The 25,294-nt window shown below is 68.2% G+C and carries 25 protein-coding genes and 1 riboswitch; of the genes, 8 read left to right on the top strand and 17 right to left on the bottom strand.

Annotation, left to right across the window (positions count from 1 at the left end):
- The first annotated feature begins 9 nt into the window (after positions 1–9).
- Positions 10–903 carry a phenylalanine 4-monooxygenase gene (locus ON34_RS04715; RefSeq protein ID WP_040774664.1) on the top strand — a complete coding sequence of 298 codons (894 nt, stop codon included), beginning with the start codon at positions 10–12 and terminating at the stop codon, positions 901–903.
- Between the two features lie 36 nt (positions 904–939).
- On the opposite strand, the gene ON34_RS04710 is transcribed toward ON34_RS04715, so the two are convergent.
- Both ON34_RS04710 and ON34_RS04705 read right to left on the bottom strand, forming a co-directional pair.
- On the bottom strand, positions 940–1,545 hold the full coding sequence (locus ON34_RS04710; protein ID WP_040774662.1) for a TetR family transcriptional regulator: 606 nt from the start codon (positions 1,543–1,545) through the stop codon (positions 940–942).
- On the bottom strand, positions 1,535–3,049 hold the full coding sequence (locus tag ON34_RS04705; protein ID WP_040774661.1) for an MFS transporter: 1,515 nt from the start codon (positions 3,047–3,049) through the stop codon (positions 1,535–1,537). The genes ON34_RS04710 and ON34_RS04705 overlap by 11 nt, the downstream gene beginning before the upstream one ends.
- A 130-nt stretch (positions 3,050–3,179) precedes the next feature.
- Here ON34_RS04705 and ON34_RS04700 point away from each other — a divergent pair, with 130 nt between their 5' ends.
- Positions 3,180–4,475 (top strand): D-alanyl-D-alanine carboxypeptidase family protein, encoded by a 1,296-nt coding sequence (locus ON34_RS04700; RefSeq protein ID WP_040774659.1) that lies wholly within the window; start codon positions 3,180–3,182, stop codon positions 4,473–4,475.
- Positions 4,476–4,513: 38 nt separating this feature from the next.
- Here ON34_RS04700 and yhjD read toward each other — a convergent pair whose 3' ends face one another.
- From yhjD to ON34_RS04685, 3 genes are all read right to left on the bottom strand, one after another.
- A complete protein-coding gene (gene yhjD / locus ON34_RS04695) occupies positions 4,514–5,545 on the bottom strand; it encodes an inner membrane protein YhjD (RefSeq protein ID WP_040774657.1) in 1,032 nt (343 codons plus the stop codon).
- Between the two features lie 76 nt (positions 5,546–5,621).
- Positions 5,622–6,653 (bottom strand): tryptophan--tRNA ligase, encoded by a 1,032-nt coding sequence (gene trpS, locus ON34_RS04690; RefSeq protein WP_040774655.1) that lies wholly within the window; start codon positions 6,651–6,653, stop codon positions 5,622–5,624.
- A 22-nt stretch (positions 6,654–6,675) separates the two neighbouring features.
- Positions 6,676–7,608 carry an oxygenase MpaB family protein gene (locus ON34_RS04685; RefSeq protein WP_040774653.1) on the bottom strand — a complete coding sequence of 311 codons (933 nt, stop codon included), beginning with the start codon at positions 7,606–7,608 and terminating at the stop codon, positions 6,676–6,678.
- Between the two features lie 144 nt (positions 7,609–7,752).
- On the opposite strand from ON34_RS04685, the gene ON34_RS04680 reads away from it, so the two are divergent.
- A complete protein-coding gene (locus ON34_RS04680) occupies positions 7,753–8,406 on the top strand; it encodes a TetR/AcrR family transcriptional regulator (RefSeq protein WP_040774651.1) in 654 nt (217 codons plus the stop codon).
- Positions 8,407–8,416: 10 nt separating this feature from the next.
- On the opposite strand, the gene ON34_RS04675 is transcribed toward ON34_RS04680, so the two are convergent.
- From ON34_RS04675 to ON34_RS04665, 3 genes are read right to left on the bottom strand one after another with little or no spacing between them, the layout of a single operon-like run.
- Positions 8,417–8,911, bottom strand: coding sequence for a barstar family protein (locus ON34_RS04675; RefSeq protein ID WP_040774649.1), 495 nt, complete (start codon positions 8,909–8,911; stop codon positions 8,417–8,419).
- The gene (locus ON34_RS04670; RefSeq protein WP_040774647.1) at positions 8,911–9,393 is read right to left on the bottom strand and encodes a guanyl-specific ribonuclease; all 483 of its coding nucleotides are present in this window, start codon (positions 9,391–9,393) and stop codon (positions 8,911–8,913) included. The genes ON34_RS04675 and ON34_RS04670 overlap by 1 nt, the downstream gene beginning before the upstream one ends.
- Positions 9,390–10,166 carry an exodeoxyribonuclease III gene (locus ON34_RS04665; protein ID WP_083889141.1) on the bottom strand — a complete coding sequence of 259 codons (777 nt, stop codon included), beginning with the start codon at positions 10,164–10,166 and terminating at the stop codon, positions 9,390–9,392. Before ON34_RS04665 ends, ON34_RS04670 begins: the two co-directional genes overlap by 4 nt.
- Before the next feature lie 25 nt (positions 10,167–10,191).
- Between ON34_RS04665 and ephH the strand changes: the two genes are divergently transcribed.
- Complete coding sequence (gene ephH, locus ON34_RS04660; protein ID WP_083889140.1) at positions 10,192–11,151, top strand: epoxide hydrolase EphH; 960 nt, start codon at positions 10,192–10,194, stop codon at positions 11,149–11,151.
- A gap of 34 nt (positions 11,152–11,185) precedes the next feature.
- On the opposite strand, the gene ON34_RS04655 is transcribed toward ephH, so the two are convergent.
- From ON34_RS04655 to ON34_RS04635, 5 genes are all read right to left on the bottom strand, one after another.
- Entirely contained in the window at positions 11,186–12,439 is a 1,254-nt protein-coding gene (locus tag ON34_RS04655) for an acyl-CoA dehydrogenase family protein (RefSeq protein ID WP_040774645.1), read from the bottom strand.
- A 27-nt stretch (positions 12,440–12,466) separates the two neighbouring features.
- On the bottom strand, positions 12,467–13,342 hold the full coding sequence (locus ON34_RS04650; RefSeq protein ID WP_040774643.1) for an SDR family oxidoreductase: 876 nt from the start codon (positions 13,340–13,342) through the stop codon (positions 12,467–12,469).
- Positions 13,343–13,397: 55 nt separating this feature from the next.
- Positions 13,398–14,276 carry a MaoC/PaaZ C-terminal domain-containing protein gene (locus tag ON34_RS04645; protein ID WP_040774642.1) on the bottom strand — a complete coding sequence of 293 codons (879 nt, stop codon included), beginning with the start codon at positions 14,274–14,276 and terminating at the stop codon, positions 13,398–13,400.
- 70 nt (positions 14,277–14,346) lie between these two features.
- Entirely contained in the window at positions 14,347–14,781 is a 435-nt protein-coding gene (locus tag ON34_RS04640) for a type II toxin-antitoxin system Rv0910 family toxin (RefSeq protein ID WP_040774640.1), read from the bottom strand.
- 38 nt (positions 14,782–14,819) lie between these two features.
- Positions 14,820–16,037 (bottom strand): lipid-transfer protein, encoded by a 1,218-nt coding sequence (locus tag ON34_RS04635; protein WP_040774638.1) that lies wholly within the window; start codon positions 16,035–16,037, stop codon positions 14,820–14,822.
- Between the two features lie 506 nt (positions 16,038–16,543).
- Here ON34_RS04635 and ON34_RS04630 point away from each other — a divergent pair.
- Together ON34_RS04630 and ON34_RS04625 are read left to right on the top strand one after the other, a co-directional pair.
- Positions 16,544–17,125, top strand: a complete 582-nt coding sequence (locus ON34_RS04630) for a TetR/AcrR family transcriptional regulator (RefSeq protein WP_169333846.1) — start codon at positions 16,544–16,546, stop codon at positions 17,123–17,125.
- Between the two features lie 232 nt (positions 17,126–17,357).
- The gene (locus ON34_RS04625; protein ID WP_157172173.1) at positions 17,358–18,320 is read left to right on the top strand and encodes a serine/threonine-protein kinase; all 963 of its coding nucleotides are present in this window, start codon (positions 17,358–17,360) and stop codon (positions 18,318–18,320) included.
- A gap of 56 nt (positions 18,321–18,376) precedes the next feature.
- On the opposite strand, the gene ON34_RS38015 is transcribed toward ON34_RS04625, so the two are convergent.
- On the bottom strand, positions 18,377–18,697 hold the full coding sequence (locus tag ON34_RS38015) for a hypothetical protein (RefSeq protein WP_281032434.1): 321 nt from the start codon (positions 18,695–18,697) through the stop codon (positions 18,377–18,379).
- 174 nt (positions 18,698–18,871) lie between these two features.
- Positions 18,872–19,888 (bottom strand): GlxA family transcriptional regulator, encoded by a 1,017-nt coding sequence (locus tag ON34_RS04620; protein ID WP_051022147.1) that lies wholly within the window; start codon positions 19,886–19,888, stop codon positions 18,872–18,874.
- A gap of 125 nt (positions 19,889–20,013) precedes the next feature.
- Between ON34_RS04620 and ON34_RS04615 the strand changes: the two genes are divergently transcribed.
- Positions 20,014–20,907: an NAD(P)-dependent oxidoreductase gene (locus ON34_RS04615; protein WP_040774634.1), complete on the top strand. Its 894-nt coding sequence runs from the start codon at positions 20,014–20,016 to the stop codon at positions 20,905–20,907.
- Positions 20,908–21,182: 275 nt separating this feature from the next.
- Here ON34_RS04615 and ON34_RS04610 read toward each other — a convergent pair whose 3' ends face one another.
- Both ON34_RS04610 and ON34_RS04605 read right to left on the bottom strand, forming a co-directional pair.
- Positions 21,183–22,400 carry an NADP-dependent isocitrate dehydrogenase gene (locus tag ON34_RS04610; RefSeq protein ID WP_040774632.1) on the bottom strand — a complete coding sequence of 406 codons (1,218 nt, stop codon included), beginning with the start codon at positions 22,398–22,400 and terminating at the stop codon, positions 21,183–21,185.
- 350 nt (positions 22,401–22,750) lie between these two features.
- Positions 22,751–24,250 (bottom strand): MFS transporter, encoded by a 1,500-nt coding sequence (locus ON34_RS04605; protein ID WP_040774630.1) that lies wholly within the window; start codon positions 24,248–24,250, stop codon positions 22,751–22,753.
- Between the two features lie 127 nt (positions 24,251–24,377).
- On the opposite strand from ON34_RS04605, the gene ON34_RS04600 reads away from it, so the two are divergent.
- The gene (locus ON34_RS04600; RefSeq protein WP_051022146.1) at positions 24,378–25,082 is read left to right on the top strand and encodes a TetR family transcriptional regulator; all 705 of its coding nucleotides are present in this window, start codon (positions 24,378–24,380) and stop codon (positions 25,080–25,082) included.
- 52 nt (positions 25,083–25,134) lie between these two features.
- A riboswitch (SAM riboswitch) is annotated at positions 25,135–25,245 on the top strand.
- The last annotated feature ends 49 nt before the right edge of the window (positions 25,246–25,294 follow it).

Below are 25,294 nucleotides of genomic sequence, written 5' to 3'. Positions count from 1 at the left end.
CATCGAAGTATGTTCAACGAGGCTCAGCTGTACTCGCCGGTCACCCGCACCGGCGACGACGTGACAGTGCACCTGAGCGACGAGCACCCCGGCGTGCACGATCCCGAGTACCGGGCCCGGCGCAACGCCATCGCCGCGCTGGCACTGGACTACGCGCCGGGAAAGCCGCTCCCCCACATCGACTACACCGACGAGGAACAGCAGGTCTGGCGGATCGTGTCGGCCGAACTAGCCCGCAAACATCGCACCTACGCCAGCGCGGAGGTGCTCGCGGCGGCCGAGGCGCTCGCCCTGCCGACCGATCACATCCCGCAGCTGGACGAGGTGTCCGCGGCACTCGCACCGCTGACCGGGTTCCGCTACGTCCCGGCCGCGGGCCTGGTGCCGCTGCGCGAGTTCTTCGGCTCCTTCGCCGACCGGATCTTCCATTCCACCCAGTACATCCGGCATCACTCCGCGCCGCTGTACACGCCGGAGCCGGACGCCATCCACGAGATCATCGGGCACGCCAACCAGATCGCCAGCCCGCGCTTCGCGGCTATCTACGCCGAGGTCGGCGCGGCGGTCGCCAGGCTGAGCACCGAGCACGCGTTGAAGTTCCTCGCCGACGTCTTCTGGTTCTCGATGGAATTCGGCGTCGTCCGGGAACAGGGTGAGGTCCGGTGCTATGGCGCGGGCCTGCTGTCGTCCTACGGCGAGATCGAGGAGTTCCGGCACGCCGAGCTGCGCCCGCTCGACATCGCTCAGATGGGTACCGCGGTCTACGACATCACCCACTACCAGCCGATTCTCTACTGCGCGGAATCGATCGCCGAGATCGAGGACGTGATCGGCGGCTTCTTCGCGACCATGGACGACGACACACCCGATCGATTGCGACACGCCAGCCCCGCCGGGGCGTAGAACCTGCGGCACACGAGCCGGGCCGGGTCGAAGCCGTCAGGCCTGCGGCCCGAGCGGCATGCCCGCGTCCAGGAAGTCCAATGTGCGGGTGATGTTCTCGATGTTCAACGGCGTGACCGTCGCCATGGCCAGGGCCGCGCCCGCCATCGCGCCGGCCGCCACCCGCACCTCGAAATCGTCGGCGGGCCTGCCGACGTGATCGGCCAGCAAGCTCGCGAGGAGATCGATGCTGCGGATGATCTCCCAGCCGATGGCCGACCGCAGCTCCGGCACGTGATAGAGCAGCGCTTGCCGTTCCTGCTCGAACGCCAGATCGGCGGCGGGCAGACCGGCGAAGACCTCGAGCACCGCGTTGCGCAAGGCGGTGAACGGCGAGATGTCGCGCGGCTGCCGTCGCAGCGACTCGATCATCAGCGGATCGAGGTCGTCGGCGAGCACCAGCTGTTCCTTGGTCGGGAAGTAGCGGAAGAAGGTGCTCGGCGAGACGTCGGCGGCCGCGGCGATCTGCTCGATCGTCGTCTCGTTGTAGCCCTGCTCGCGGAACAGCCGGAACGCCTCCATGCGAATCGTCCGGCGGGTCCGTTCCTTCTTCCGCTCGCGCAGACCCTGCGCCGTCCCGTTCGCGGGTAGCTCAACCGACATGAATCGATTCTGCCGCACCCGGCTCCGGCGCCTGACCGGCTTGCCGAGTGCGCACGAACGCCACGGCCAGCGCCCCCGCCAGCAGGCACAATGCGGCGCAAGCCCACAGCATCGCGCTCATGCCGCCGACGAACGCGCTCTGCACGTGGTGCAGCATCGCCGGATCGCCCGACTTATGCGCTACCGCGACTCCCGCGTTGACACCGTCGGAAATCGGGTCGCGATTCAGTGCGCCGAGTTCCGAACGGTAGCGAGTGGACAGCACCGTACCCAGCACCGCGACGCCGATGGTGCCCGCGGCTTGGCGCAGCGCCTGCAGCAGCGCGGAGCCCGACCCGGAGCGCTCCGCGGTCAGCTCGCCCATCGCCACGCCCATGGCCGCGGGCATCACCAGGCCCATGCCGGCGCCGAGCAGCGTCAGCCACACCGCGGTGAAGCCGTAGCCGCTGTCCACGGTGGTCAGCGCGCCGAGCGCCAGCGAGCCGCCGAGCAACGCGAAACCGGCGGAGATCACCACGCGGATGCCCAGTTTCGGCAGGACCCGGTCGACCAGCCTGCTGCCGACCAGCAACCCGCCGATCAGCGGAAGCAACCGCAGCCCGCTGCCGAGCGCATCCACGCCGAGCACCGCCTGGAAGTACTGCGGCACGGTGAAGAACATGCCGAACATGGCGAAGTTCACCACGATGGAAAACGCCGTGCCCCAGCGGAATCCGTCGGCGGCGAACAAGCCGAGATCGACCAGCGGATAGACGGTTCTGCGCTGCCAGGCCAGGAAAGCGCCGAGCAGCAGCACACCGCCCGCGACGATCGCCCAGGCGGGGCCGTCGCCCCAGCCCTCCTCGCCGATCCGGATGAAGCCGTAGGTGAGCCCCAGCATGCCAGCGGCCGACAGCACGATGCCGGGCAGATCCATGCGGAAGCTGTGCGGACTGCGCGATTCCGGCACCAGCGCCGCGACGGCGAGCGCGCCGATCACCACCATCGGCACATTGATCAGGAACACCGAACCCCACCAGAAGTTGCGCAGCAACCATCCGCCCACGATCGGGCCGAGCGGAAGCCCGATCGCCGTCGAGGTGATCCAGATGGTCAGCGCACGCTGCCGTTCCGCTTGGTCGGGAAACATGTCGGGCAACACCGACATCGACAGCGGAATCATCGCCGCCGCCGCGATCCCGAGCACGACGCGCGCCGCGATGAGCTGCCCGGGCGAGGTGGCCACGGCGCACGCGATCGACGCGATCCCGAACAGCACCAGCGCGGCCAGCAGGAACTTCTTGCGACCGTAGCGGTCGCCGAGCGCGCCCGCGGGCAGCATCACCGCGGCCAGCGCCAGCGTGTACGCACTGCTGAACCATTGCAGCGCGGCGGTATTCGCGTTCAGGTCGACGGCCAGCGTGGGCAGGGCCACGGTCAGCACGGTGACGTCGAGCCCGATGGTCAGCATCGCGACCGCCAGCGCGCCGAGTGCGAGCCAGCGGCGGCTCGAGTCGATCTTCATAACACCTCCAGAAAAGAAAGCTACATCTTTTTGATAGTAACTCTCAGTTGGGAGCAGGTGTCAATAATTGTCGGTCAGCGGGCGCCATATGTGCGGCTGACCGGCGGAACCCTCGCTAGGCTCACTGCCGATGAAGATCACGGAGTTCCGTCGCCGCGCCGGGTTCTACGCGGGCGCCGTGCTGGCCGTCGTGGCGATCGGGGCGACGGCCGTGCCCTCGCTCGCCGCGCCGACCACCAGCACGCCGTTCACCACGCCGAATACCGACGGCTGCCCACAGAAGACGCTGCCGCCCCCGCCGATCGATGCGTCCGAGGTGCCCGAGCCAGGGCAGCCGACACCGGCTCCCCTGCCGATCCCGTCGCCTCCGATCGGCGGCGCCCGGCTCGGCGAGTGCGGAGTCGTGTTACCGAGATCCGGCCCGTCCGCGCCGCAGGACATTTCGGCGACGGCCTGGCTGGTGGCGGATCTGGACACCGGCGAGGTGATCGCGGCGAAGGACCCGCACGGGCGGTATCGGCCCGCCAGCACGATCAAGGTGCTGCTCGCCACGCTGGCGCTGCGGACACTGGATCTGAACAAGGTGGTGGTCGGGACCCGCGCCGACGCCGATGTGGACGGCACCAGGGTCGGCATCGGTCCCGGCGGTCGCTACACCAACCGCCAGCTCATGCAGGCGCTGATCATGGCCTCCGGCAACGACGCGGCGCACGCCATCGCCGCGCAACTGGGCGGCAACGAGGCCACCGTCGCGAAGATGAACGAGCTGGCGAAATCGTTGCGCGCCATGGACACTCGCGCCGCCACACCGTCCGGCCTGGACGGCCCCGGCATGAGCATCTCGGCTTACGACCTGGCCGTGCTGTTCCGCGAAGCCATGACCATCCCGCTGTTCGCCGAGCTGATCCACACCGAGCAGGCCGATTTCCCCGGTTACCCGGCCGACCCCCAGGTTCCCGGCGATACCGACCGACCCGGGTATCCGATCGGCAACGACAACCAGCTGCTCTACAACTACGAGGGCGCCCTCGGCGGCAAGACCGGCTTCACCGACGACGCGCGCCAGACGTTCGTCGCCGCCGCCCAGCGCGACGGCCGCAGACTCGTCGTCACCCTGCTGCAGGCCGAGGTGCGGCCGTTGCGCCCGTGGGAGCAGGCGGCCAGGCTGCTCGACTACGGCTTCGCGCTGCCCAGCGGGGCGTCGGTCGGCAACCTGCCCGGCGCGGTGGTACCCCAGAGAAACGCGGTACCCCAGCGTGAACAGAGCGAAGTCGCCCTTGCCGCGCCACCCGCGTCGGGAACCCCTTCCGCCATGCCTCTTGCCGAAGAGCGCCGCGTCGATACCAGGACCGTACTCATCGCGGGCGGAGTCGTTCTGATGCTCGCCCTACTGGCCGGGGCACGCCGAGCCAATCGACGACGCTGATCAGCCCGGCGCGCAAGACAACTCGGCCCGCCTACCGGTCACCGACGGCCGGGAAACCGGCGCAATCCCGAAAGAGCAAGGGCCGCAAGGGCACCCGCGCCGAAGAAAGCGGCGCCCACCCCCACCGAGACATCGCGCGCGCTGGTTCGTGGCGCGATCACCGCGGGTGGAGGCGGGGGGATCTCGGCTTCCGGCTCGTTCTCGGCGGCGGTGGCGGCCCAGGCGGTGGCGAACAGGACGATGCGGTAGGTGACGTAGGTAAACACCATCAGACCGATGATCGAGCCGAACGTGGCGCCCGCCGGGCTGCTCAGCACCGATCGCAGGTAGATCGAGGCGACGATCTTGAACACCTCGAACGCCAGCGCGGCCAGCGCCGCCGCCTTGGCCGCGCTGGCCAGCGTGACGGGTTCGCGCGGCAGCCTGGCGATGACCCAGGCGAACACCGCCCAGGAGGCCAGGAACCCGAGCAGCGTCGACAGCAGCGTCAGCACCACCCCGGCGCCGGGGAGATCGGCGAGACCGAGGTTGGTGAGCAGCCGCCTACCGAGGGCGCTGGACGCGAGCGCCGACAACCCCAGGGAGACCACGAAGGCGAGACCGAGACCGACCAGCGCGCCGAGATCGGAGAGCTTGGTCACCAGCCAGTTGCCGTCCGGGCTTTTCTGATCCCACTGCTCGGTGAGCGCGGCCCGCAGGTTCGCCATCCAGCCGAGGCCGGTGTAGACGCCGACGAGCAGACCGAGCGCGCCGACCGTGCGCCGCGACTCGACCGCCTTGTCGACCAGGTCGTTGACCTGATCGCCGAACGAGCCCGGGATGTTCTCGACGATGTTGGCTCGCAACTCGCCGAGCAGCTCCGGATTGCTGGACAGGACAACGCCCGCGACCGAGAACGCGATCATCAGCAGCGGAAACAGCGACAGCACAGTGAAGTACGTGATACCGGCCGCGTAATAGTCGCCCCGTTGTCGCTGATAGCGCCCCGCCGCGCGAACCAGATGATCCAGCCACGGCCTCGTCTGAATCCGCTGTTCGATCCCGGCTTTGATGTTGTCGATCACCTGCACACTGCGCCCCTTCGAACGAGAGACAGACCTCACACGAAGCCTAATGGGCGCAGCCGAGCGCAGGCCGAGGAAGCGCCTACCGACCCACCAAGCCGACCCGGTCGTATACCTGCGCGAGGGTGTTTCCGGCGATCTCCCGGGCACGCTCGGCTCCGGCGGCCAGGATGCGGTCGAGTTCGCCCTGGTCCGACAGGTACTCCTGCACCTTCGCCCGCAATGGCGTGACGAATTCCACCAGCGCGTCGGCGACCTCGGACTTGAGCTCGCCGTAGCCCTTGCCCTCGAAGTCCTTCTCCAGCGTGACGATCGGCGTCGCGGTCAGCGAACTCAGGATCACGAGCAGGTTGCTCACCCCCGGCTTGCGTTCGGGGTCGTAGCGGATCTCGCGTTCGGTGTCGGTGACCGCCGATTTCACCTTCTTCGCGGTGATCTTCGGGTCATCGAGCAGGTTGATCAGGCCCGCGTCGGTGGAAGCCGACTTGCTCATCTTCGCGGTCGGGTCCTGCAGGTCGTAGATCTTCGCCGTGCCCTTGACGATGTGCGCCTCCGGCACCACGAACGTCTTCTTGAACCGAGTGTTGAAGCGCTGGGCCAGGTTCCGGGTCAGCTCCAGATGCTGGCGCTGATCCTCGCCGACCGGAACCTGATGGGCGCGATAGAGCAGGATGTCGGCGGCCATCAGCACCGGGTAGGTGAACAGGCCGACGGTCGCGTTCTCCGCGCCCTGCTTCACCGACTTGTCCTTGAACTGGGTCATCCGGCTGGCCTCGCCGAAGCCGGTGATACAGCTGAGCACCCAGGCCAGCTCGGCGTGCTCGGGGACCTGGCTCTGCACGAACAGGGTGGACTTCTTCGGGTCGATGCCGAGCGCGAGCAGCTGCGCGGCGGCTGCCTTGGTGCGCGCCTTCAGCTCCTTGGGATCCTGCGGCACCGTGATCGCGTGCATGTTCGGGATGAAATACAGCGCGTCGTAGTCGTCCTGCATGGTCACCCAGTACTGCAGCGCGCCAAGATAGTTCCCGAGATGGAACGAGGAGCTGGTCGGCTGGATCCCGGACAGAACCCGCTGCTTGCGTTCGGCGGCCGGGGTGGGCGCAGGACTGGACATACCCCCGATCTTCGCATGCGGCTCAAGCCGAATTTCGCTGCACCCAGTTGCGCGGATCGATCCCGGGCATGCTCGGCCGCCCACTGCTGACCAGTTCGCGCTCCCGTTTGGAGAGCAACTTGTAGACCGGCGCGCTCGGCCCCGCCAGCGTGCCGCGCAGCACCGGCGGCACCAGCGGAACCGAGACGTGCGCGGTGCGGACCCCCCGCGACAGCGCCTGGTAGGCGACCTCCTCGGCCACACCCCAGCGCATCCCGTACATCCGCCGGATCCGCGGCGGCAGACTGCCCTGGACCAGCAGGTAGAACGCGGAGGTGACCTGGTGCAACGGCACACCCTGCGCGTAGGGCACCCGCTGACCGGCCAGGTAGGAGCCGACCAGCCGCGCCTCGTCGGTGAGGAACAGCTCGTCGGAGGCGAGGTAGCCGTCGAAGTAGGCGCGGAACTCCTGGTAGCTGCCCGGCGCCGCGTCCGCGGGCATGCCGAACAGCTCGGCCCAGCGCACGTAGTCCTGGTAGAGGCCCTCGCGCTCGCCGTCGGTCATGGTGCGCACCAGCAGGTCGTACATCACCTCGGCCGAGTCGACGGTGAACGCCATGGTCATGAACATCAGGTGTGGGTCGAGCGCGGAATACCGGGTGCCCGCCGGGTGCCGGGCGCCCGCGTCCTCCGGCAGCGCGCCGCGCACCTCGAGGTGCTTCTTCCTGGTGAACGCCAGCGCGCGGTCGGCCTCGGCCTTGCTGCCGAGGAACACCGCCTCGAACAGGTGCCCGGTCAGCGCGAGCCGGGTGTAGGGCGTCATCCGATGCTCGGTGTTCTCCGCGGTGCCGACGTAGAGCAGCGGATGCACCGCGCCGACGACCAGGGCGCGCAAGCCGTAGGTGAGCCCCACCGCGCGCTTGCTCATCACCCGCCGAATCATCGAGTGATCGCTGAAGTAGCCGGGCTCGGACATCGCCGCCTCCTCGTCGAGAGCATCTGGCAATAGCATCCACCAGAATTACAATTCTGGCAAGAGACTCTGCCAGAATTGGCCGGACGCGAACACAAGGCGGCGGCGAACCCGCGGCGCCGCAGGCGCTGCAAATAGACTCAGCTTGTGACTGCGCAACGAACGTACGGGGGGATTTCCGCACAGGAGCGCCGGGCGCAGCGGCGTGCGGCGTTGCTGGAGGCGGCGCTGGAGATCATCGGCACCGAGGGCCTGGAGAAACTGACCGTCTCGGGGCTGTGCGCGCGGGCCGGGTTGAACGAGCGGTACTACTACGAGAACTTCGACAGCCGCGATGCCGTACTCGCCGCCCTGATCGACACGATCGCCGAGGAACTGGCCGACGCCATCCTCGCGGCCGTGCGCGCCGCCCCGGACGGACCCGTCCGCCCGCCGGACACCCGCGCGACCGCGCACGCCGCGATCACCGCGGGCGTGCACCTGCTCACCGACGACCCACGCAAGGCGAAGGTCGCCCTGATCGCGGGCATGGCGACGCCGGAGCTGCGCGCCCGCACCACCGAAACAGTGCGCGTGTTCGCGCGGATGGTAGCCGCGGAGGGCATCGACTTCTACCGAATCAGCGCCGCCGCCCCGGACCCGGCGATCGACTTCCGCGCCATGTATCTGGTCGGGGGGCTGGTGCAGACGCTGACCGCCTGGCTCCACGGCGATCTGGACCTGACCCGCGACGAACTGATCGAGCACACCGTCGACGTGTTCGTCCTGCTCGGGGAGGATCTGGCCAGCAAGCTGCGGTGAGCGCCGGGCGTCACATGCGCAGCGCCACGTCCTGGAGGTCCGGCGCGTCACCTTGCAGGACGACCCGGAAGAGCACGTCGCGCCGCGACCAGTAGGCCGCGCAGTCGCGCATCGCCTCGGCGAACCAGTCGCGTTCGACCAGCTCGTCGGCGAGCAGCCCCGCCGAGTCGCGCACCACGGCAACGTATCCGGCCGCTTCGCCGATGAAGTCGTCCAGGTCGCGCAGGCATTCGTCGAACGCGTCCTTGTTCTCGCCGAAGTAGTACGGGAACTGGAACGCGGCGGCGAACTCGTCGAAAACCCGCGCCGTGGTCGGCATCTTCATGCCGCGTACCTCGCGCACCAGATACCCGGACGGCGCCCGGTCGCGCACCGCGCTGAACTCGGCGGCGTCGAGCGCGAGGGTTCCGAATGTGACGCCGGGCGGGGCGAGCGCGGGGCTGGGCGGTGCTTCGTCCGCGTCGGGACGGGCAAGGAACTGCGACAGCGTGACGGACTTTGTCATCAGCGCATCCTCGTGAAGGTCTTGTAGTGGTCGCCGGTGTACCAGGCCGAGCCGTCGCTGCCGGTGACGATGCGTTCGGCGTCGCGGGATCGGCCGGGCTGCTTCGGGTTGACGTCCCATTCCCGGTAGGTGATCGGCTTGCCCGCGGCGTCGGTGGCGGGCAGATCGCCGCCGCGGTTCATCCAGCGTTCGCCGCCCTTGGTGCCGGGGGCGTTCGCCGAGTCGGGCCAGCGGCCCGCGTCGATCTCCCGCAGCGTGGCGTAGGCGCGCTCCGGTACCCCGGCCGCCTGGGTGACCGGTGACGCGCTGTCCGCGCCGCGCGGTGCGGTGGCGGGCGCGGCCACGGTGGTGGTCGCACGGCCGACCGGGGTGGAGCTGGTGACTTCGGTGCCGCCGCGCAGGGCGAGCGCCGCGACGATCAGCGCGAGCGCGACCGCCCCGATGACACCGAGCCCGCGAATCACCTTCGGCGAGAGGTTCATCGATACTGCACCGTGACGGGCGCGTGGTCGGACCAGCGCTGATCGTAGGTGGCCGCGCGTTCCACGACCGCCGCTTTGGCGCGGGTGGCCAGGTCCCCTCGGGCCAAGTGGTAATCGATGCGCCACCCGCTGTCGTTGTCGAACGCGCGACCGCGGTAGGACCACCAGCTGTACGGGCCGTCCACGCCGGGATGCAGGCCGCGCACCACGTCGACGTAACCCGCGGCCAGCAGCTCATCGATCCAGGCGCGCTCCCGCGGCAGGAACCCGGCCGACTTCAGGTTGCCCTTCCAGTTCTTCAGATCGCGCTCGGTGTGCGCGATGTTCCAGTCTCCCGCCACCACGAAATCTCCGGTCCGCGCGGTCAGGTAGGCGCCGAGCTCGGCCATGAAGCGGTACTTCTCGTCCTGCCGCACGGTGCCCGCGTCGCCGGAGTGCACGTACACACTCGCCACCGTGATGTCGTCGAACTCGGCCTCCAGGTAGCGGCCCGCGGCCCCGAACTCACCGCTGCCGAAGCCGATTCGCACGGCACGCGGTGCGCGCCGGGACAGGATGCCGACACCCGCCCGCCCCTTGGCCTGCGGCTCGGCGTGCGACAGCTGCCATCCCGCGTCGAGCGCGGGCGCGAGCGCGGCCCTGACCTGCTCGTCGGTGGCGCGCGTTTCCTGCACGCAGACGACGTCGGCCTCGGTGGCCGCGAGCCAGGCGAGCAGGCCCTTGCCCGCGGCCGCGCGGACACCGTTCACGTTCACTGTCGAGATGTAGGGCACTCCTCGACCGTACAATGCTGGTCTGATGAAGTCCCCGGACACCGCCGTCCAGGAAGGGGTGAAGACGATGTCGTCCGACGCCTCCAAGTCCTCCTCCGCCGCCGATCGCCCCGGCACCCCCGCGCGAAACGCCGCCACGCGCGGCTCCGCGAAGGCGAACCCGCTCCAGCCGATCAAGGCGCTGCACGTCGGTTCCGGCGACCCGCTGCTGTTGCTGCACGGATTCATGATGTCGCCGCACTGCTGGGAGCAGACCGCGGCCCGGCTGGCAACGCACTGCGAGGTGTTCGCGCCCGCGTTCGCGGGTCACTGGGGCGGCGCGCCCCTGGACGGACGGTCCGTCGACGTGCGGTCCCTCGCCGACCAGGTCTGCGATCAGCTCGACGAATTGGGCTGGCGCACCTGCCATATCGCGGGCAACTCGCTCGGCGGCTGGGTCGGCGTCGAACTCGCCCGCCGCGGACGCGCCCGCACGCTCACACTGATCGCGCCAGCGGGCGGCTGGCACGGGCCTTCGCTGACCCAGCTGCGGATCAGCCTGAAATTCCTCTCCATGGTTCCGCTCATCGAAATCGGCAAGCTACTGGGCGGATTCGCGGCCGGTAATCCACTCGCCCAGCGCATCGCCCTGCTCGCGCTGAGCAAGCACGCGTCCGCGGTGTCGCGGCGCGATGCCGCCGCGGCGATCACGGCCGCGCTGAACTGCCCGGTCATGCTTCCGATGATCATCAGCGCGCTGCGTGCGCCGGGCCAGGACGACCTGTCCACGCTGCGCACGCCGGTCCGGCTGCTGCTGTCGGAGTACGACCGGGTCATCCCCAACCGCGTCTACGCCCGCCGCTACCTGAAGGAACTGCCCGAATCGGCCGACCGCATCCTGGTCAACGGCGTCGGCCACGTGCCCATGCTGGAAGCTCCCGACCGCATCGCCACCCTCATCGCCGAGCACGTCTACGCCAGCCGCAACCGCCTGCGCGCGGTGTGAGTTGTGTTCGCGGTGACCCGCACCCGTCCGGAGATCACTGAGCGAGCAGGCCCTTGGCGATGTGGGTCACCTGGATCTCGTTGCTGCCCGCGTAGATCATCAGCGACTTGGCGTCGCGGGCGAGCTGCTCCACACGGTATTCGGTCATGTAGCCGTTGCCGCCGAACAGCTGCACCGCCTCCATGGCGACCTCGGTGGCCGCCTCGGAGGCGTACAGCTTCATCGCGGACGCTTCGGCGAGCGTCGGCGGCTTGCCCGCCCGGCCGCGCTCGAGCGTGTTGAACACCATGTTCTGCACGTTGATCCGCGCGACCTCCATTTTCGCCAGCTTCAGTTGGACCAGCTGGAACCGCCCGATCTCCTGACCCCAGAGCTTGCGGCTCTTGGCGTACTCCACGCACAGCCGGTGGCATTCGTTGATGATGCCCAGCGCCATGAACGCGACGCCGATGCGCTCGGCGGTGAAACTGGAGCGGGCGCTCTCCCTGCCGTCGCCGCCCTTGTGCTCCTCGGTCTCGCCGAGCAGCCGGTCCCGGCCGACGCGCACGTTGTCGAAAAACAGTTCACCGGTCGGTGAAGCGTGCAACCCCATCTTCTTGAACGGCTTGCCTTGGGTGAGGCCGGGCATGCCCTTGTCGAGTACGAAGGTGAGCACCTTGCGTTCGCGCCTGTCCCCGCCCGCCCCGTCGTCGAGCTTCGCGTAGACGATCATCACGTCGGCGTAGGGGCCGTTGGTAATGAAGGTCTTCTGACCGTTGAGCAGGTAGTCCTCGCCGTCGCGCTTGACGTAGGTCTTCATCCCGCCGAACGCGTCCGAGCCGGAATCCGGCTCGGTGATCGCCCACGCGGCCACCTTCCGCATGGTGACGACGTCCTCCAGCCAGCGCTGCTTCTGCGCCAGCGTGCCGCGCGACATGATGGTGGTCGCGCCGAGACCGATGCTCACCCCCAGCGCGGTCACCAGGCCCATGCACACCCCGGACAGCTCGCTGATCAGCACCGCCATCAGCGATTCCTGTCCGGCGAACGGGCTGGTCTTCGCCTTCTTCTCCGGCTTCGGCTCCCCCGCGGCGGCCGCCGCCTCTCGTTCCCGCTGCTTGGCCAGCATCTTCTGCACGGCCTCGCCACCCATGACGTCGATGCCGAACTCACTGAACAGCTTGCGGATGATCGGGTAGGGCGGCACTTCACCGCTGTCGAGCGCGTCCAGGTTGGGGCGGATCTCCTTGTCGATGAACGCCCGCACGGCATCGCGGATCAGCAGATCGGTTTCGGACCATTCGAACATCGTCGTTCTCCTCACGTTCCGCCGAGGTCAGGGCAGCCGGGCGGCGATGTCGTCGATCAGCCACGGGCCCTCGGTCTCGATGGTCTTTACATCGTGCCAACCGGCCAGCTCGGAGATCGCACCGCCCTGCACCGCGAACACCTTGCCGGTGATCGGGCAGGATTCCGCGGCCAGGTAGGCGACCAGCGGGGCGATATTGGCCGGGCTGAAGGCGTCGAAGCCGTCGGCGGCGGCCTCCGCTTCGGCCGCCATCATCTCGCCCATGCCGGGGGTGGCCAGGGTGAGCCGGGTGCGGGCGATCGGCGCGATCGCGTTGACCCGCACGCCGTAGCGCGCCAGCTCGTCGGCGGCGACCAGGGTCAGCGCGGCGATCCCCGCCTTGGCCGCGCCGTAGTTCGCCTGGCCCGGGTTCGGGATGGTCGTGCCGGAGGCGGAAGCGGTGTTGATCACGGCGGCCGTGGGCTGGTTGCCCGCCTTGGACTGCTGCTTCCAGTAGGCGGCGGCATGGTGCAGCACGGCGGCGTGGCCCTTGAGATGCACGGCGATCACGGCGTCCCACTGCGCCTCGGTCATGCCCGCGATGAAGGCGTCACGCAGGATGCCCGCGTTGTTCACGACCACGTCGAGCCCGCCGAACTCCGAAACAGCTTGGGCGACAAGCTTTTGCGCGCCATCCCAGGTGGCTATGTCGTCGGTGTTGGCCACCGCTGTGCCACCCTCCGCGACGATCTCGCGCACCACCTCCTGAGCGGGCCCGGAGTCGACGCCCTCGCCCGAATTGCTGCCGCCGAGATCGTTGACGACCACCGCGGCGCCTTCCTTCGCGAACAGCAGCGCGTGCTCGCGGCCGATGCCGCGGCCCGCTCCGGTGATGACGGCGACCCGTCCGGCCAGTGCGCCCATGTGTTGTCTCCTGAAGTCGTGGTGAATCCGGCGATGGGATAGGTGCGGCGGCGGGTCAGTCGGCGATCTCGGCCAGACCGTCGCTGAGCACGACATCGCCGCCGCGCACCGTCTCGAACGCGTAGCTGGTCACGCCGTCGGCCGAACCGGCCGTCCAGATGCGGGTCTCCAGGTCGTCGCCGGGAAAGACCAGCTTGGCGAAGCGCACCGCGAACCGCTTCAGCCGGTGCACGTCCGATCCCGCGGCCTCGGTGAGCACCGCCCACGACGCGAACGCCATGGTGCACAGCCCGTGCGCGATGATGCCGGGCAGCCCGGCGTCCTTGGCGACCTGCTCGTCCAGATGCAGCGGCACCGGATCGCCGGACGCCGGTGCGTAACGGAAGGTCTGGTCATGGTCGACGTGCTGCGCCACGACGGCGATCGGCTCCTGACCGCGCAACCGTTCGTCGAACTTGTGGGACGGAGCGGCTTCGCCGACCGTCTTGCCCGCGTCGATATTGCGGAAGAACGCGGTCAGGTACTGATCGTTGACCGGTTCGCCGGTGTCGGTGCGGCATTCGATGCGAATGGTGATGGTCGTGCCGTTGGAGCGGCTGGTGTAGCCGACCGCCTTGGCGCGCGACACCAGCCGGTCACCCGGCCGGATCGCGCGATGGAAGCGAAAGTCCTGCTCCCCGTGCACGACCCGGCCGAAGATGTCCATCGGCGCGACGTCGATCACCGGCATCATCATGGCCTCGAAGACCGGGACGATGGCGAAGACCGGTGGGGCGACCGCACCCGCGAGATGCGCCGCGATCGGATCGTTCGTCGCCGCGGCGTACTGCGCGACGCGCTCGGCGGTGACCTCGAACCGCTCGTCGTCGCACCAGGTTTCCAAGCCCGTGTCGTCGAACTCGACCACGCGTGCGGCTGTGGAGTCGGCGGTCACGCCCTCTCCTTTCCGGCATGCGCGTGGCCCTCCATGGTCACGCTCCGCCGCCGTCTTCGGGCCTGACCACTCACGCCGACGCCAAGGCGTCGAGTTGTTCCAGCGATCGGTCGAGCTGTTTGATGCCGTCCTTCTCCACCGCCTTGCCCAGCGCGCCCTTGATCAGCGCGCCCTCGAAATCGCCGGACACCAGGATCGTGCTGCCGTCGCCGTTGGGCTGGATGTCGAAGGTGAACTCGGTCTTCACGCCCGCCATGCCGGTGCCGCCCAGGGTCAGCCTGTGCGGCGCGGCCACCGAGACGATGGTCCACTCCAGCTTGTTCGCCATGCCCAGCATGACGATCTTGGCGACCAGTTTCGCGCCCTCGGTCAGCACGGCGGGCGGCTCCTCCATGAACCGCTCATGGATGGTGAACCACTTGTCCCAGGTCTGCGGGTCGGAGACGACCGCCCACAGCGCCTCGGGTGTGGCGTTGACGTCCTTGGTGGCTTCGATGTGTCCCATGGTTCTGTTCCTCGAATTCGTCTGCGGCCGATCCGCATTCAGCGCACGGCGCGCTGGTAGGCGGTGACGACGGCGGCGCCGCCGAGGCCGATGTTGTGTTGCAGGGCGGCGGTGACGTCGTCCACCTGGCGCTTGCCCGCGGCGCCCCGTAGCTGCCAGGTCAACTCGGCGCACTGCGCCAGACCGGTCGCGCCGAGCGGATGGCCCTTGGAGATCAAGCCGCCGGACGGGTTCACCACCCATTTGCCGCCGTATGTCGTCTGGTTGTCGTCGATCAACTGCCCGGCCTCGCCCTCGCCGCACAGGCCGAGCGCTTCGTAGAGCAGCAGTTCGTTGGCGGAGAAGCAGTCGTGCAGCTCGATGACCTGGAAGTCCTCCGGGCCGAGCCCCGACTGCCGGTAGACCTTCCGCGCCGCCTGGACGTTCATGTCGTAGCCGATGATGTTCTTGGCGGTGTCGTCGAAGGTCGAGGCGAAATCGGTGGTCATCGCCTGGCCGACGATCTCCACCGCCTGCCCGGCGAGGTCCTGGGCGTCCACGAAATCCTCGCTCGCCAGGATCACGGCGCCGGACCCGTCGGAGGTCGGCGAGCATTGCAGTTTGGTGAGCGGGTCGTAGATCATCCGGGACGCGAGGATGTCCTCGAGCGTGTACTCGTCCTGGAACTGCGAGTACGGGTTGTTCACCGAGTGCTTGTGGTTCTTGTAGCCGATCTTCGCGAAGTGCTCGGCAGTGGTGCCGTACTGCTTCATGTGCTCGCGGCCCGCCGCGCCGAACATCCACGGCGCCACCGGGAACAGCACCTCGGAGATCTCCGCGAGCGCCATGATGTGCTTGGCCATCGGTTGCTCGCGATCGTCCCAGGTGGACCCGAGCGAACCGGGTTGCATCTTCTCGAAGCCCAGCGCCAGCGTGCATTCGGCCAGGCCACCCCGGATCGCCTGCGCCGCGAGGTACAGCGCCGTGGAGCCGGTGGAGCAGTTGTTGTTGACGTTGACCACCGGAATGCCGGTCATGCCGAGTTCGTAGACGGCGCGCTGCCCGGAGGTGGATTCGCCGTAGACGTACCCGACGTAGGCCTGTTCCACCAGGTCGTAGGCGATGCCCGCGTCCGCGAGCGCCTTGGTGCCCGATTCCCTGGCCATGTCCGGGTAGTCCCAGGCCCGCGTGGTGCCGTCGGCTTCCTCCACTTGGCGGCGGCCCGGCTTCTCGAACTTCGTCATGCCGACGCCGACGACGTAGACCTTGTTCGTCATCGAACTCCTCAGGTTGTGCGTGCACCGCTGGGCGGGAACGAGCAGGAAACAAACATACATAACTGTATGTAACTGAGCAAGAGTTGGCTGCATGGTTACCGATAGAACGCAGATAACCAGCGGATTGCATTTCTTTCCGGACATACAGTTGGATGCGTATGTGCCGCCACCACCCCCGGCTGAGTTGAACTAGGCCGCCAGGGCTGCACGCTGGCAAGTTGCACGCGCGATCGACCGCCAGGGACCACTCGAACGCGCACAGACGGGGCCGCGGAGGACGGATCGCACTTCGGCCGCGCAACCATCAGATGTCCGGTCCCGCAGCGGACCGCCCCCGCAGCCGCCCTCCGATGATCGGCTTCGGTGAGCCTGTGGGACCACCACCGTCCGTCGTCATCCCGCGCGACCGGAACATACAACACTGTATGTAAGTGTAAGATCGGCGGGTGGCCAGGAGCGTAGTCGTGAAGCAGCAGCGCCGAACGCAGGAGCAGCGCAGCACCGAGATGCGCACCCGGTTGCTGGACGCGACCGTGGACTGCCTGGTCGAGTACGGCTACGCGGGGACAACGACGCCGCGGGTAGCCGAACGAGCCGGGGTGACCCGCGGGGCCCAAGTGCATCACTTCGGCTCCAAAACCGATCTGGTAGTGGCCGCGATCAGTCATCTCGCGCAGCTGCGCGCCGAGACGGCCATGCGGGAGATGTCCCGGGTGGAAACCGGCGACGATCCGGTGGCGGCAGCGCTGGAGTTCCTGTGGGACCTGCACCAAGGGCCGCTGTTCATCGCGACCGTCGAACTGTGGGTTGCCGGGCGAACCGATCCGGTGCTGGCCGCGGCGATGGAGAAGGTGGAGCCGTTCGTCAACAACGCCGTCCTGATGGCGGTCGCCCGTTTCGTGCCGGACGACGTGCGCCGCAAGGAGGCGCGCGACTTCATCTACACGGCCATGGACGCACTGCGCGGCATCCTGATCTCCAATTTCATCGACCCGGATACCGAACGCGCCCTTCGCCGTTGGCGCCGCGCCTCGGCGCACCTGCAGGAGATCGCCAGCCGCGCGCTCGCCGTCCGTCGCGCCGAATAGGCCGCTCGTCCTGCGCCGGACATCGGGAACACCACGTAGTGTCCCCGTCAAGGATCCAGTGCCGCACCGGCAGTGGGACGCCCGTTCTCGGCATCCTCCGCGGTGCCGAGCAAACGCACCCGTGCAGCATGCGAGCCGAGCGTTGTGCCGGTAGCGGCCGGTTCTCGGGCACTCCCACGCCAGGGAGGGCGGGTAACCCGCCATGGCGGACCGCGCTGACTATGGTGAGGCGGTGGCACTCGAGCCAGGTGAGCAGTTCGCGGGATTCGTTGTGCAGGCCCGGCTCGGCCATGGCGGCAGCAGCGAGGTGTATCTGGCCGAGGATCCGGAACGGTCGCGGCCTGTCTCGCTGAAGATTCTGGGGCCGGACGACAGCCGGTCACCGGAGGCGCGTGCGCGATTTCTGCACGAGTTCGACATCCTGTCCGCGCTGCGGCATCCGAACATCGTGCGGATGTACGCACATGGGGAAACCGACGGCAGGCTGTGGTCGGCGCGCGAGTATGTGGCGGGCACGACGGGGGCGAGGTTGGTGCGAATGCCGCACCAGCACCCCGATCTGCGGCGAGTGCTGCACGTGCTGACCCGTATCGCGGCCGGACTGGATTTCGCACACGCAAACGACGTGGTCCATCTCGACGTCAAACCGGCGAACGTGCTGGTCGGCGCGGATGAGCCCGCCACGGTGAAGATCTCGGACTTCGATCAGGGCCGCTGGCTGCATCGGCCCGAACCACCCCTGGCCACCAACGGTTTCGTCGTCGTATCGGTGCCGTATGCCGCGCCGGAACTGCTGCGGGCGGGCACGGTGTCCCCGGCGACGGACCAGTACGCGCTGGCCTGCTCGGCCATCGAGCTGCTCACCGGCCGCCCGCCGTTCCCCCGCGCGAACCTCATGGCCACCGCGGAGGCCCACCTACACGACCCACCGCCCGAAATCTCCGAACGCCAGCATTGGATCCCACCCGAGGTCGACGTGATCCTGCACCGTTCGCTCGCGAAAGACCCCGCTGCCCGCTACGACTCGTGCACCGAACCCATCCGCCTGCTCACCGAGGCTCTCCACGACATCGATCCCCGCCCCTTCGCCCCCTTGCTGAACCGCCTGAAAGTGGCATCGCATCGGTTGAACGCCACCTTCAGACGAAAGGAAGGCGAGACGGAGAAGACGCAGGCGAAGTCCGGCACGCAATAGATCGAACTCGACGCCTACAACAGTTGCCGCCGTACTTCGTCGGGCTATGCGTCGCCTCAGCGCGCGGCCCAGACCGTCGCGGTGAGCAGCAGCACGCCCTTCGCGGCCAGGACGGCGCCGACCAGGGAAAGGGCGGTGTAGCCGAAGCCCGCGGCGATCACCAGGCCGCCGAGCCAGGCACCCGCGGCGTTGGCGATGTTCAGGGCGGCGTGGTCGAGGGCGTCGGCGACGGCCGTTCGGCCGGGTTTGCAGGCCAGGGGTAAACGTGGAGCCGACCAGGAATGCGCCGATGACCCCGGTGCAGGGCTTATGCGCGGCGCACGGTCGCCACACCGATCACCGCGACCACCATGAGCGCCAGCCGAGACGCCGCCCAAGCCAGGCAGCTGCGGGAACGCCGACAACGTTGGCGGCGCTCAACCCCAGCATAACCGCAGCAACCGCCTCAGCTCGCTGCCCCACCGGCGCCAGCGTCGCGGCGGCCAGCGAGGCGAGTGGCACACGACGGAGAGGTCTTCTCGGTCGACGCCGCAGCCATGTGCCACTCGTGGTCACGTGCCTGGGGGCTGTGCCGAGCCGAGGGCTGGTTCGCGCTGTTGGAAGGTGCGGCGGTATTGCGCTGGTGTCACGCCGATTATGGCCGCGAAGTGGCGGCGGAGGTTGGCAGCGGTGCCGAGGCCGGACATTCGGCTGATCCGCTCGATGCCGTAATCGGTGGATTCCAACAGGGATTGGGCGTGGGCGAGGCGCCGGCCGAGGAGCCACTGCATCGGGGTCACGCCGGTGGCGCGTTGCAGGCGGCGGTGGAACGTGCGCTGGCTCATGTTCGCCTTCGCGGCGAGGGTTTCGACGGTGAGGGGTTCGTCGAGGTGGGCGACGGCCCATTGCAGTACGGGGCCGAGGTCGTCCTCGGCACGTGCGGGCACGGTGAGGTCGACGAATTGCGCTTGTCCGCCGGAGCGGTGCGGCGGGATCACCATGCGGCGTGCCAACCGGTTGGCCACGGCGGCGCCGAGATCGCGGCGGACCAGGTGCAGGCAGAGGTCGAGTGCGGCGGTCATGCCCGCGCTGGTGAGGATGTCCTCGTCGTCGACGTAGAGCACCGAGCCGTCCACCTCGATGTCCGGATAGCGCTTGGCCAGCAGCGGCGCATGCTCCCAATGCGCGGTGACGCGGCGGCCGTTCAGTATTCCGGCCGCGGCGAGCGCGAAGGTTCCGTCGCAGAGGGCCACCATGCGGGCTCCCCGACGATGGGCTTCGACCAAGGCGTCCAACAGTTCCCGTGGCAGTTCACGTTCGGCGGTGACGCAGTCGTGCGCGACGGACGGGACGATCACCGTGTCGGCCTCCAGCAGTTCGGTCAGCCCGTATTCCGGGCGGAGGAACGCTCCGAAGCCCATCGGTTGCGTCTCCGGTTCCGGTGTCACCGAGCACACCCGCAGGTCGTACCACGGGTCGGCCAGATCGGGCTGCGGCGTGCCGAAGATCGAGACCACCACGCCCAGCTCGTAGAGATCCCAAGGATGCAGGGCCCCAGGGGCAATCGCCATCGCGACTCGACCGGTCATCGCCCGAGTATGGCAGGAATCGTTCGGTTATGGGCAGTCCTGCCACTCACCGTGTCCGCTCTTCGGCACTGAGACTGGTCTGCGGGCGCCCCACACCCGAACTTCACGTATCGACGGAGGAATCCATGAACGACAACCGGACACCGGTGACCGTGCTCGGCCTGGGGCGCATCGGCGCGGCGATCGCCCAGATCTTCCTGCGCAACGGCCACCCGACGACCGTGTGGAACCGGTCCGCGGACAAGGGAGTCGGACTCGAAGAGCTCGGCGCCACACGAGCGGCATCTCCCGCCGAGGCGATCGCGGCGGGAAGGCTCGTCGTGGTGGCGTTGGCCGACACCGAAGCGACGGCCACCCTGCTCGGGTCGGTACCCGGTGAACTGGACGGGCGCACTGTCTTGAATGTCGCGACCGGCCGCCCGGACCAGGCGCGCGACCTGGTCAGCGCGATCGAGGCGCGGGACGGCCGCTTTCTCGACGGCGCCATCCTCGGGGTTCCGCAGACTCTCGGCACATCCGGCACTCTGCTGATATACAGCGGCTCCCCCACCGCGCACGCCGAGCACGCCACCACCATCGCCGAGCTCGGGAACGCGAAGTACCTCGGAGCGGACGCGGGCCTGGCGGGTTTGCACGACATGGCGGTGCTCGCGGGCATGTACGGCATGTTCGCCGGGTTCTTCCAGGCCGTCGCGATGGTCGGCAGCGAGGATTTCGCGGCGGGCGAGTTCACCGACGGCTTCCTGGTTCCGTGGTTCCGCTCTCTGCTGGACATGCTGCCGGTGCTCGCCGCGGAGATCGACTCCCGCCAGTTCCCGGTCAACTTCTCCGACCTGGCGGTCAACCGCGCGGGTCTGGCCAACATCCTGACCGCCAGCCGCAAGCAAGGCGTGGCGACCGATCTGCTCGATCCCCTGCTCCGGCTGTTCGAGGCGGAGGTCGAACGCGGCAACGGAACGGCCAGCTTCACGCGTGCCGTCGCGGGCCTGCTCGATGAGACGGCGGTCCCCGCGAGCTGATCGGCGAACCAGTGAGCCACTCGCGGGCGAAAACAGTCCGGGCACCCGTTCCACCAGAAGGTGGGGCGGGTGCCCGGATCAACACCGATGCTCCGCATCACACATGGAGCCGCGGCGTTCGCATCAGTCTGCCCAAGCGACAGTTGATTTCGCTCGAACATGGGTAACTCGTCGGGCACGCCCAGACCTCAGCCGCGCAGTCACCGGCGGCCCGGAGCGAACACCTCGCGGCACCGACGACCGGCAGAAGACGCGGAGAGGCGGGGGAGCGGAGCTCAGCGCAACGCGCGAGCCAGGTTGGCGTCCAGTGCGCTGAGGAATTCCTCGGTGGTCAGGTAGCCCTGGTCCCCGCCGACGAGCAGGGCGAGGTCCTTGGTCATCTGGCCGCCCTCGACGGTCTTGATGACGACGTCCTCCAGGGTCTGCGCGAAGCCGATGACCTCCGGGGTGTTGTCCAGCTTGCCGCGGTGCTCGAGGCCACGGGTCCAGGCGAAGATCGACGCGATCGGGTTGGTCGAGGTGGGCTTGCCCTGCTGGTGCTGGCGGTAGTGCCGGGTGACCGTGCCGTGCGCGGCCTCGGCCTCACAGGTCTTGCCGTCCGGGGTGAGCAGCACCGAGGTCATCAGGCCGAGCGAACCGAAGCCCTGGGCCACGGTGTCGGACTGCACGTCGCCGTCGTAGTTCTTGCAGGCCCAGACGTAGCCGCCCTCCCACTTCATGGAGGAGGCGACCATGTCGTCGATGAGGCGGTGCTCGTAGGTCAGGCCCGCGGCGTCGAACTGGCTCTTGAACTCGGCGTCGAAGATGTCCTGGAAGGTGTCCTTGAACATGCCGTCGTAGGCCTTCAGGATGGTGTTCTTCGTCGACATGTACACCGGGTAGTTCTGCTGCAGGCCGTAGTTGAACGACGCCCGCGCGAAATCCTCGATGGACTTGCGGAAGTTGTACATGCCCATGACCACGCCGCCGTCCTCGGGCATCTTCACGACCTCGTGCACGATCGGCTCGCTGCCGTCGTCCGGGGTGAAGGTGAGGGTGACGGTGCCGCCCTGGAAGACCTTGAAGTCGGTGGCGCGGTACTGGTCGCCGAAGGCGTGACGGCCGATGATGATCGGCTTGGTCCAGCCGGGCACCAGCCGCGGGACGTTCGAGATGATGATCGGGGCACGGAAGATGGTGCCACCCAGGATGTTACGGATGGTTCCGTTGGGCGAGCGCCACATCTTCTTCAGGCCGAATTCCTTGACCCGCGCCTCGTCCGGCGTGATGGTGGCGCACTTCACGCCGACGCCGTGCTGCTTGATGGCGTTCGCGGCGTCGATGGTGACCTGGTCGTCTGTCTTGTCCCGGTACTCGATGCCGAGGTCGTAGTACTCCAGGTTCACATCGAGATAGGGGTGGATCAGCTTGTCCTTGATGAACTGCCAGATGATCCGGGTCATCTCGTCGCCGTCGAGTTCTACGACGGTGCCTTCAACCTTGATCTTGGACATGGATCTTCGTGTCCTCCTAGGATGGTGCCCTCATTGCACGGCCAGGCGAACACGCTTGTGAGCGGACCCCAGCTGTTCCAACAGACAACGTATATGGTCCCGCGTTGTCCGCGAGACATGTGGTGCAAACAAGACAAGCGTACTGCTGCCGAAGTCCTCACCGCACGGGCAGCCCCCTGAGTGAGACGCACCACGTCAGCTACCGATCGGTAGCTCGGCGCCTCCGCAGAGCCACGGAACCGCCGTGCCCCATGATCCGCCTTCCGTTCCGGCGCGGCAACCGGCCCCGGCCGGAAAACGGCGAGGTCCGCGCACCGCTGAAGCGATGCGCGGACCTTTCCCGCGGAGGATCAGACCGCGACCGGAATCCGGGCGCCGTCCTCGGAGCCTTCGATCAGGTTCTCCGGCCGGTCCCGGATCATCAGCGCGATGATCGGAACCGCCGCGAGGAAGAACCCGGCGCCGACGTAGAAGGCCACGTCGTAGCTGTGGATCGCGGCGCGGGCGGCCAGGTGGTCGATGCCCGGGTTGTCCTGCGCGAAGGTCTTGGCGACCTGCACCGAGATGGTGGTCAGCAGCGCCGTGCCGACCGCGCCGCCGACCTGCTGCGCGGCGTTCAGCAGCGCGGAGGCCACGCCCGAGTCCTCTTCCTCCACCTGGTGCAGCGCGACGGTCTGCATGCCGACGAACAGCGGGCCCATGCCGAGCGCGATGAGCACCTGCGCGGGCAGCACGCCGGCGACGTAGCTGTCACCGAAGCTCAGCTGGGCCAGCAGCAGCAAGCCGATGACACCAAGCACCGCACCGGCCACCATCAGCGGACGCGGGCCGAGCTTGGGCAGCAGAGCGCTGGTGACGCCCGCGGAGATCGCGATGCCCGCCGGGAAGGGCAGGAACGCGAAGCCCGCCTTCAGGGCGGAGTAGCCCAGCGTGATCTGGAAGTAGTAGCTCAGGAACAGGAACATCGCGAACATGGCGATCGGGATGAGCAGCGCGGCCAGGAACGCGCCACCGCGGTTGATCTCTCCGGGGATGTGCAGCGGCAGCAGCGGGTTCGCCGAGCGCCGTTCGATCGCGACGAAGGCCACGAGCAGGGCCAAGCCCGCGATCAGCAGCGCCAGGGTGCTGCCCGCCAGCCAGCCGTCGTCGGCGGCGCGGCTGAATCCGTACACGATGGCGATCAGGCCGAGCGTCACCGTGACGGCACCGGGCACGTCATAGCCTCCGGTGCGCGGCGCAGGCACGTCCTTCACCACCCAGGCCAGTGCCCCGACCAACGCGAGCAGCGCGATCGGCGTATTGACCAGCAGGCACCACCGCCACGACGCGTACTCGGTGAGCGCGCCGCCCGCGATCAGGCCGAGCGCCGCGCCGCCCGCGGAAATGCCCGCGAACACGCCGAAGGCGGTGGCCCGCTCACCCGGCTCGGTGAACGTCACCGACAGCAGGGAGAGCGCGGCGGGCGCGAGCAGCGCCGCGAACGCGCCCTGCAGCGCGCGCCCAGCGAACAGCTCCGCGCCGTTCTGGGCGAGACCGGCCAGGGCCGAGGCTCCCGCGAAGCCGATCAGGCCGATGATGAAGATCCGGCGTCGCCCGAGGTAGTCGGCCAGTCGGCCGCCCAGCAGCAGCAGGCCGCCGAAGATCAGCGTGTAGGCGGTGAGCATCCATTGCCGGTTGCCGTCGCTGATCTCGAGATCACGCTGCGCGAACGGCAGCGAAATGGTCACGATGGTGGCGTCCAGTACCACCATGAGCTGGGCCAACGCGATTACCGCCAGCGCGAGCCAGCGCGCTGAACCGCCCTGTCTTCCCGGCGCGTCCACCGCCGTCGCAGTTTCCGTCACTGTCATCTCCTCGTCCTTCGATGTGCCGGATCATCCTGTCATCGAGCGACATTTGTCGTCAAGAGAAAAATGTCGTATCACGACATTTGACTGTTCCGGACAGGAAATCGGCGGGTTGCGTTAGCATGAGGAAATGCTCGAGTCATCAGCGCCGATGGGCGTGAGCGCAGCCGAGGGCAGCCCACCCCCAACCCCAGGGCTGCGCGAACGCAAGAAGCAGCAGACCAGGTTGCGCATCATCGAAGTCGCGCTCGACCTGTGCGACGCGCAGGGCTTCGACGCGACCACGATCGAGCAGATCGCCAACGCCGCGGACGTCTCGCCGCGCACCATCAATCGCTATTTCGACAGCAAAGAGGCCATCGTGCTCGGCCCCGTGCAGGACTTCGGGATCGCCGTGGCCGAGACGCTGCGCGGGCTGCCCCGCACCGGCAACGAACTGGCCGCGTTGCGCGAGGCATTCCTGCAGGTCGTCGACCAGGCCACCGAAGCGGGCGACACCAGCCCGATCTCGTTCCGGCGATACCAGCAAATGCGGCGGATCCTCCGTGGCAGCCCTTCGGTCAGCGCACGGAGCCTCGAGCACGCCGACGACAAGAACGCCGCGATCGCGGCCGTGCTCGCCGAGCGCCTCGGCACCGAGCCGGACGCCCGCGCCGTGCGCCTCATCCTGGGTACCTGGCAGCTGATCGGCACCGTCGGCATGGAGTGCACCGGTGAGCTGTTCGACGACGAGGACGTGGCGACCGCGTCCAGGGCGGGACGCGACGCGCTCACCGAGACCTTCGACGAGTTCGTTCGCGTCTGCTGCGTGGCGCCCAACGGCGCCGACCAGTGAGTTCGACGAGGGATTTCGACCGCTGAGCGCGCGCCGGTTATGATGCCCGGCAGGTCATGAGCACCAGCGCCAAGCCCCGGCTCGCTGGTCGGCAACCCTCCAGCAGCGGTGGGGTGCTCCGGGTGATGACCTGGCTCCCGAGAGCCGGGAGCAAGCGCGCATCAGGAGGTCGCCGGTATGTGTTATTGGTCACACCGTTAACCCCTGCTGTA

It is taken from the genome of Nocardia pneumoniae NBRC 100136, assembly GCF_000308755.1.
GTDB classification, from domain to species: Bacteria; Actinomycetota; Actinomycetes; order Mycobacteriales; family Mycobacteriaceae; genus Nocardia; species Nocardia pneumoniae.
This window is presented reverse-complemented; position numbering and strand designations above follow the sequence as displayed.

What these genes read in the sequence shown, in the direction of transcription:
- ON34_RS04715 (WP_040774664.1), top strand. Translation starts at nt 10, where the DNA reads ATGTTCAACGAGGCTCAGCTGTACTCGCCGGTCACCCGCACCGGCGAC.
- ON34_RS04710 (WP_040774662.1), bottom strand. Translation starts at nt 1,545, where the DNA reads ATGTCGGTTGAGCTACCCGCGAACGGGACGGCGCAGGGTCTGCGCGAG.
- ON34_RS04705 (WP_040774661.1), bottom strand. Translation starts at nt 3,049, where the DNA reads ATGAAGATCGACTCGAGCCGCCGCTGGCTCGCACTCGGCGCGCTGGCG.
- ON34_RS04700 (WP_040774659.1), top strand. Translation starts at nt 3,180, where the DNA reads ATGAAGATCACGGAGTTCCGTCGCCGCGCCGGGTTCTACGCGGGCGCC.
- trpS (WP_040774655.1), bottom strand. Translation starts at nt 6,653, where the DNA reads ATGTCCAGTCCTGCGCCCACCCCGGCCGCCGAACGCAAGCAGCGGGTT.
- ON34_RS04685 (WP_040774653.1), bottom strand. Translation starts at nt 7,608, where the DNA reads ATGTCCGAGCCCGGCTACTTCAGCGATCACTCGATGATTCGGCGGGTG.
- ON34_RS04675 (WP_040774649.1), bottom strand. Translation starts at nt 8,911, where the DNA reads ATGACAAAGTCCGTCACGCTGTCGCAGTTCCTTGCCCGTCCCGACGCG.
- ON34_RS04670 (WP_040774647.1), bottom strand. Translation starts at nt 9,393, where the DNA reads ATGAACCTCTCGCCGAAGGTGATTCGCGGGCTCGGTGTCATCGGGGCG.
- ephH (WP_083889140.1), top strand. Translation starts at nt 10,192, where the DNA reads ATGAAGTCCCCGGACACCGCCGTCCAGGAAGGGGTGAAGACGATGTCG.
- ON34_RS04655 (WP_040774645.1), bottom strand. Translation starts at nt 12,439, where the DNA reads ATGTTCGAATGGTCCGAAACCGATCTGCTGATCCGCGATGCCGTGCGG.
- ON34_RS04650 (WP_040774643.1), bottom strand. Translation starts at nt 13,342, where the DNA reads ATGGGCGCACTGGCCGGACGGGTCGCCGTCATCACCGGAGCGGGCCGC.
- ON34_RS04640 (WP_040774640.1), bottom strand. Translation starts at nt 14,781, where the DNA reads ATGGGACACATCGAAGCCACCAAGGACGTCAACGCCACACCCGAGGCG.
- ON34_RS04635 (WP_040774638.1), bottom strand. Translation starts at nt 16,037, where the DNA reads ATGACGAACAAGGTCTACGTCGTCGGCGTCGGCATGACGAAGTTCGAG.
- ON34_RS04630 (WP_169333846.1), top strand. Translation starts at nt 16,544, where the DNA reads ATGCGCACCCGGTTGCTGGACGCGACCGTGGACTGCCTGGTCGAGTAC.
- ON34_RS04620 (WP_051022147.1), bottom strand. Translation starts at nt 19,888, where the DNA reads ATGACCGGTCGAGTCGCGATGGCGATTGCCCCTGGGGCCCTGCATCCT.
- ON34_RS04615 (WP_040774634.1), top strand. Translation starts at nt 20,014, where the DNA reads ATGAACGACAACCGGACACCGGTGACCGTGCTCGGCCTGGGGCGCATC.
- ON34_RS04610 (WP_040774632.1), bottom strand. Translation starts at nt 22,400, where the DNA reads ATGTCCAAGATCAAGGTTGAAGGCACCGTCGTAGAACTCGACGGCGAC.
- ON34_RS04605 (WP_040774630.1), bottom strand. Translation starts at nt 24,250, where the DNA reads ATGACAGTGACGGAAACTGCGACGGCGGTGGACGCGCCGGGAAGACAG.
- ON34_RS04600 (WP_051022146.1), top strand. Translation starts at nt 24,378, where the DNA reads ATGCTCGAGTCATCAGCGCCGATGGGCGTGAGCGCAGCCGAGGGCAGC.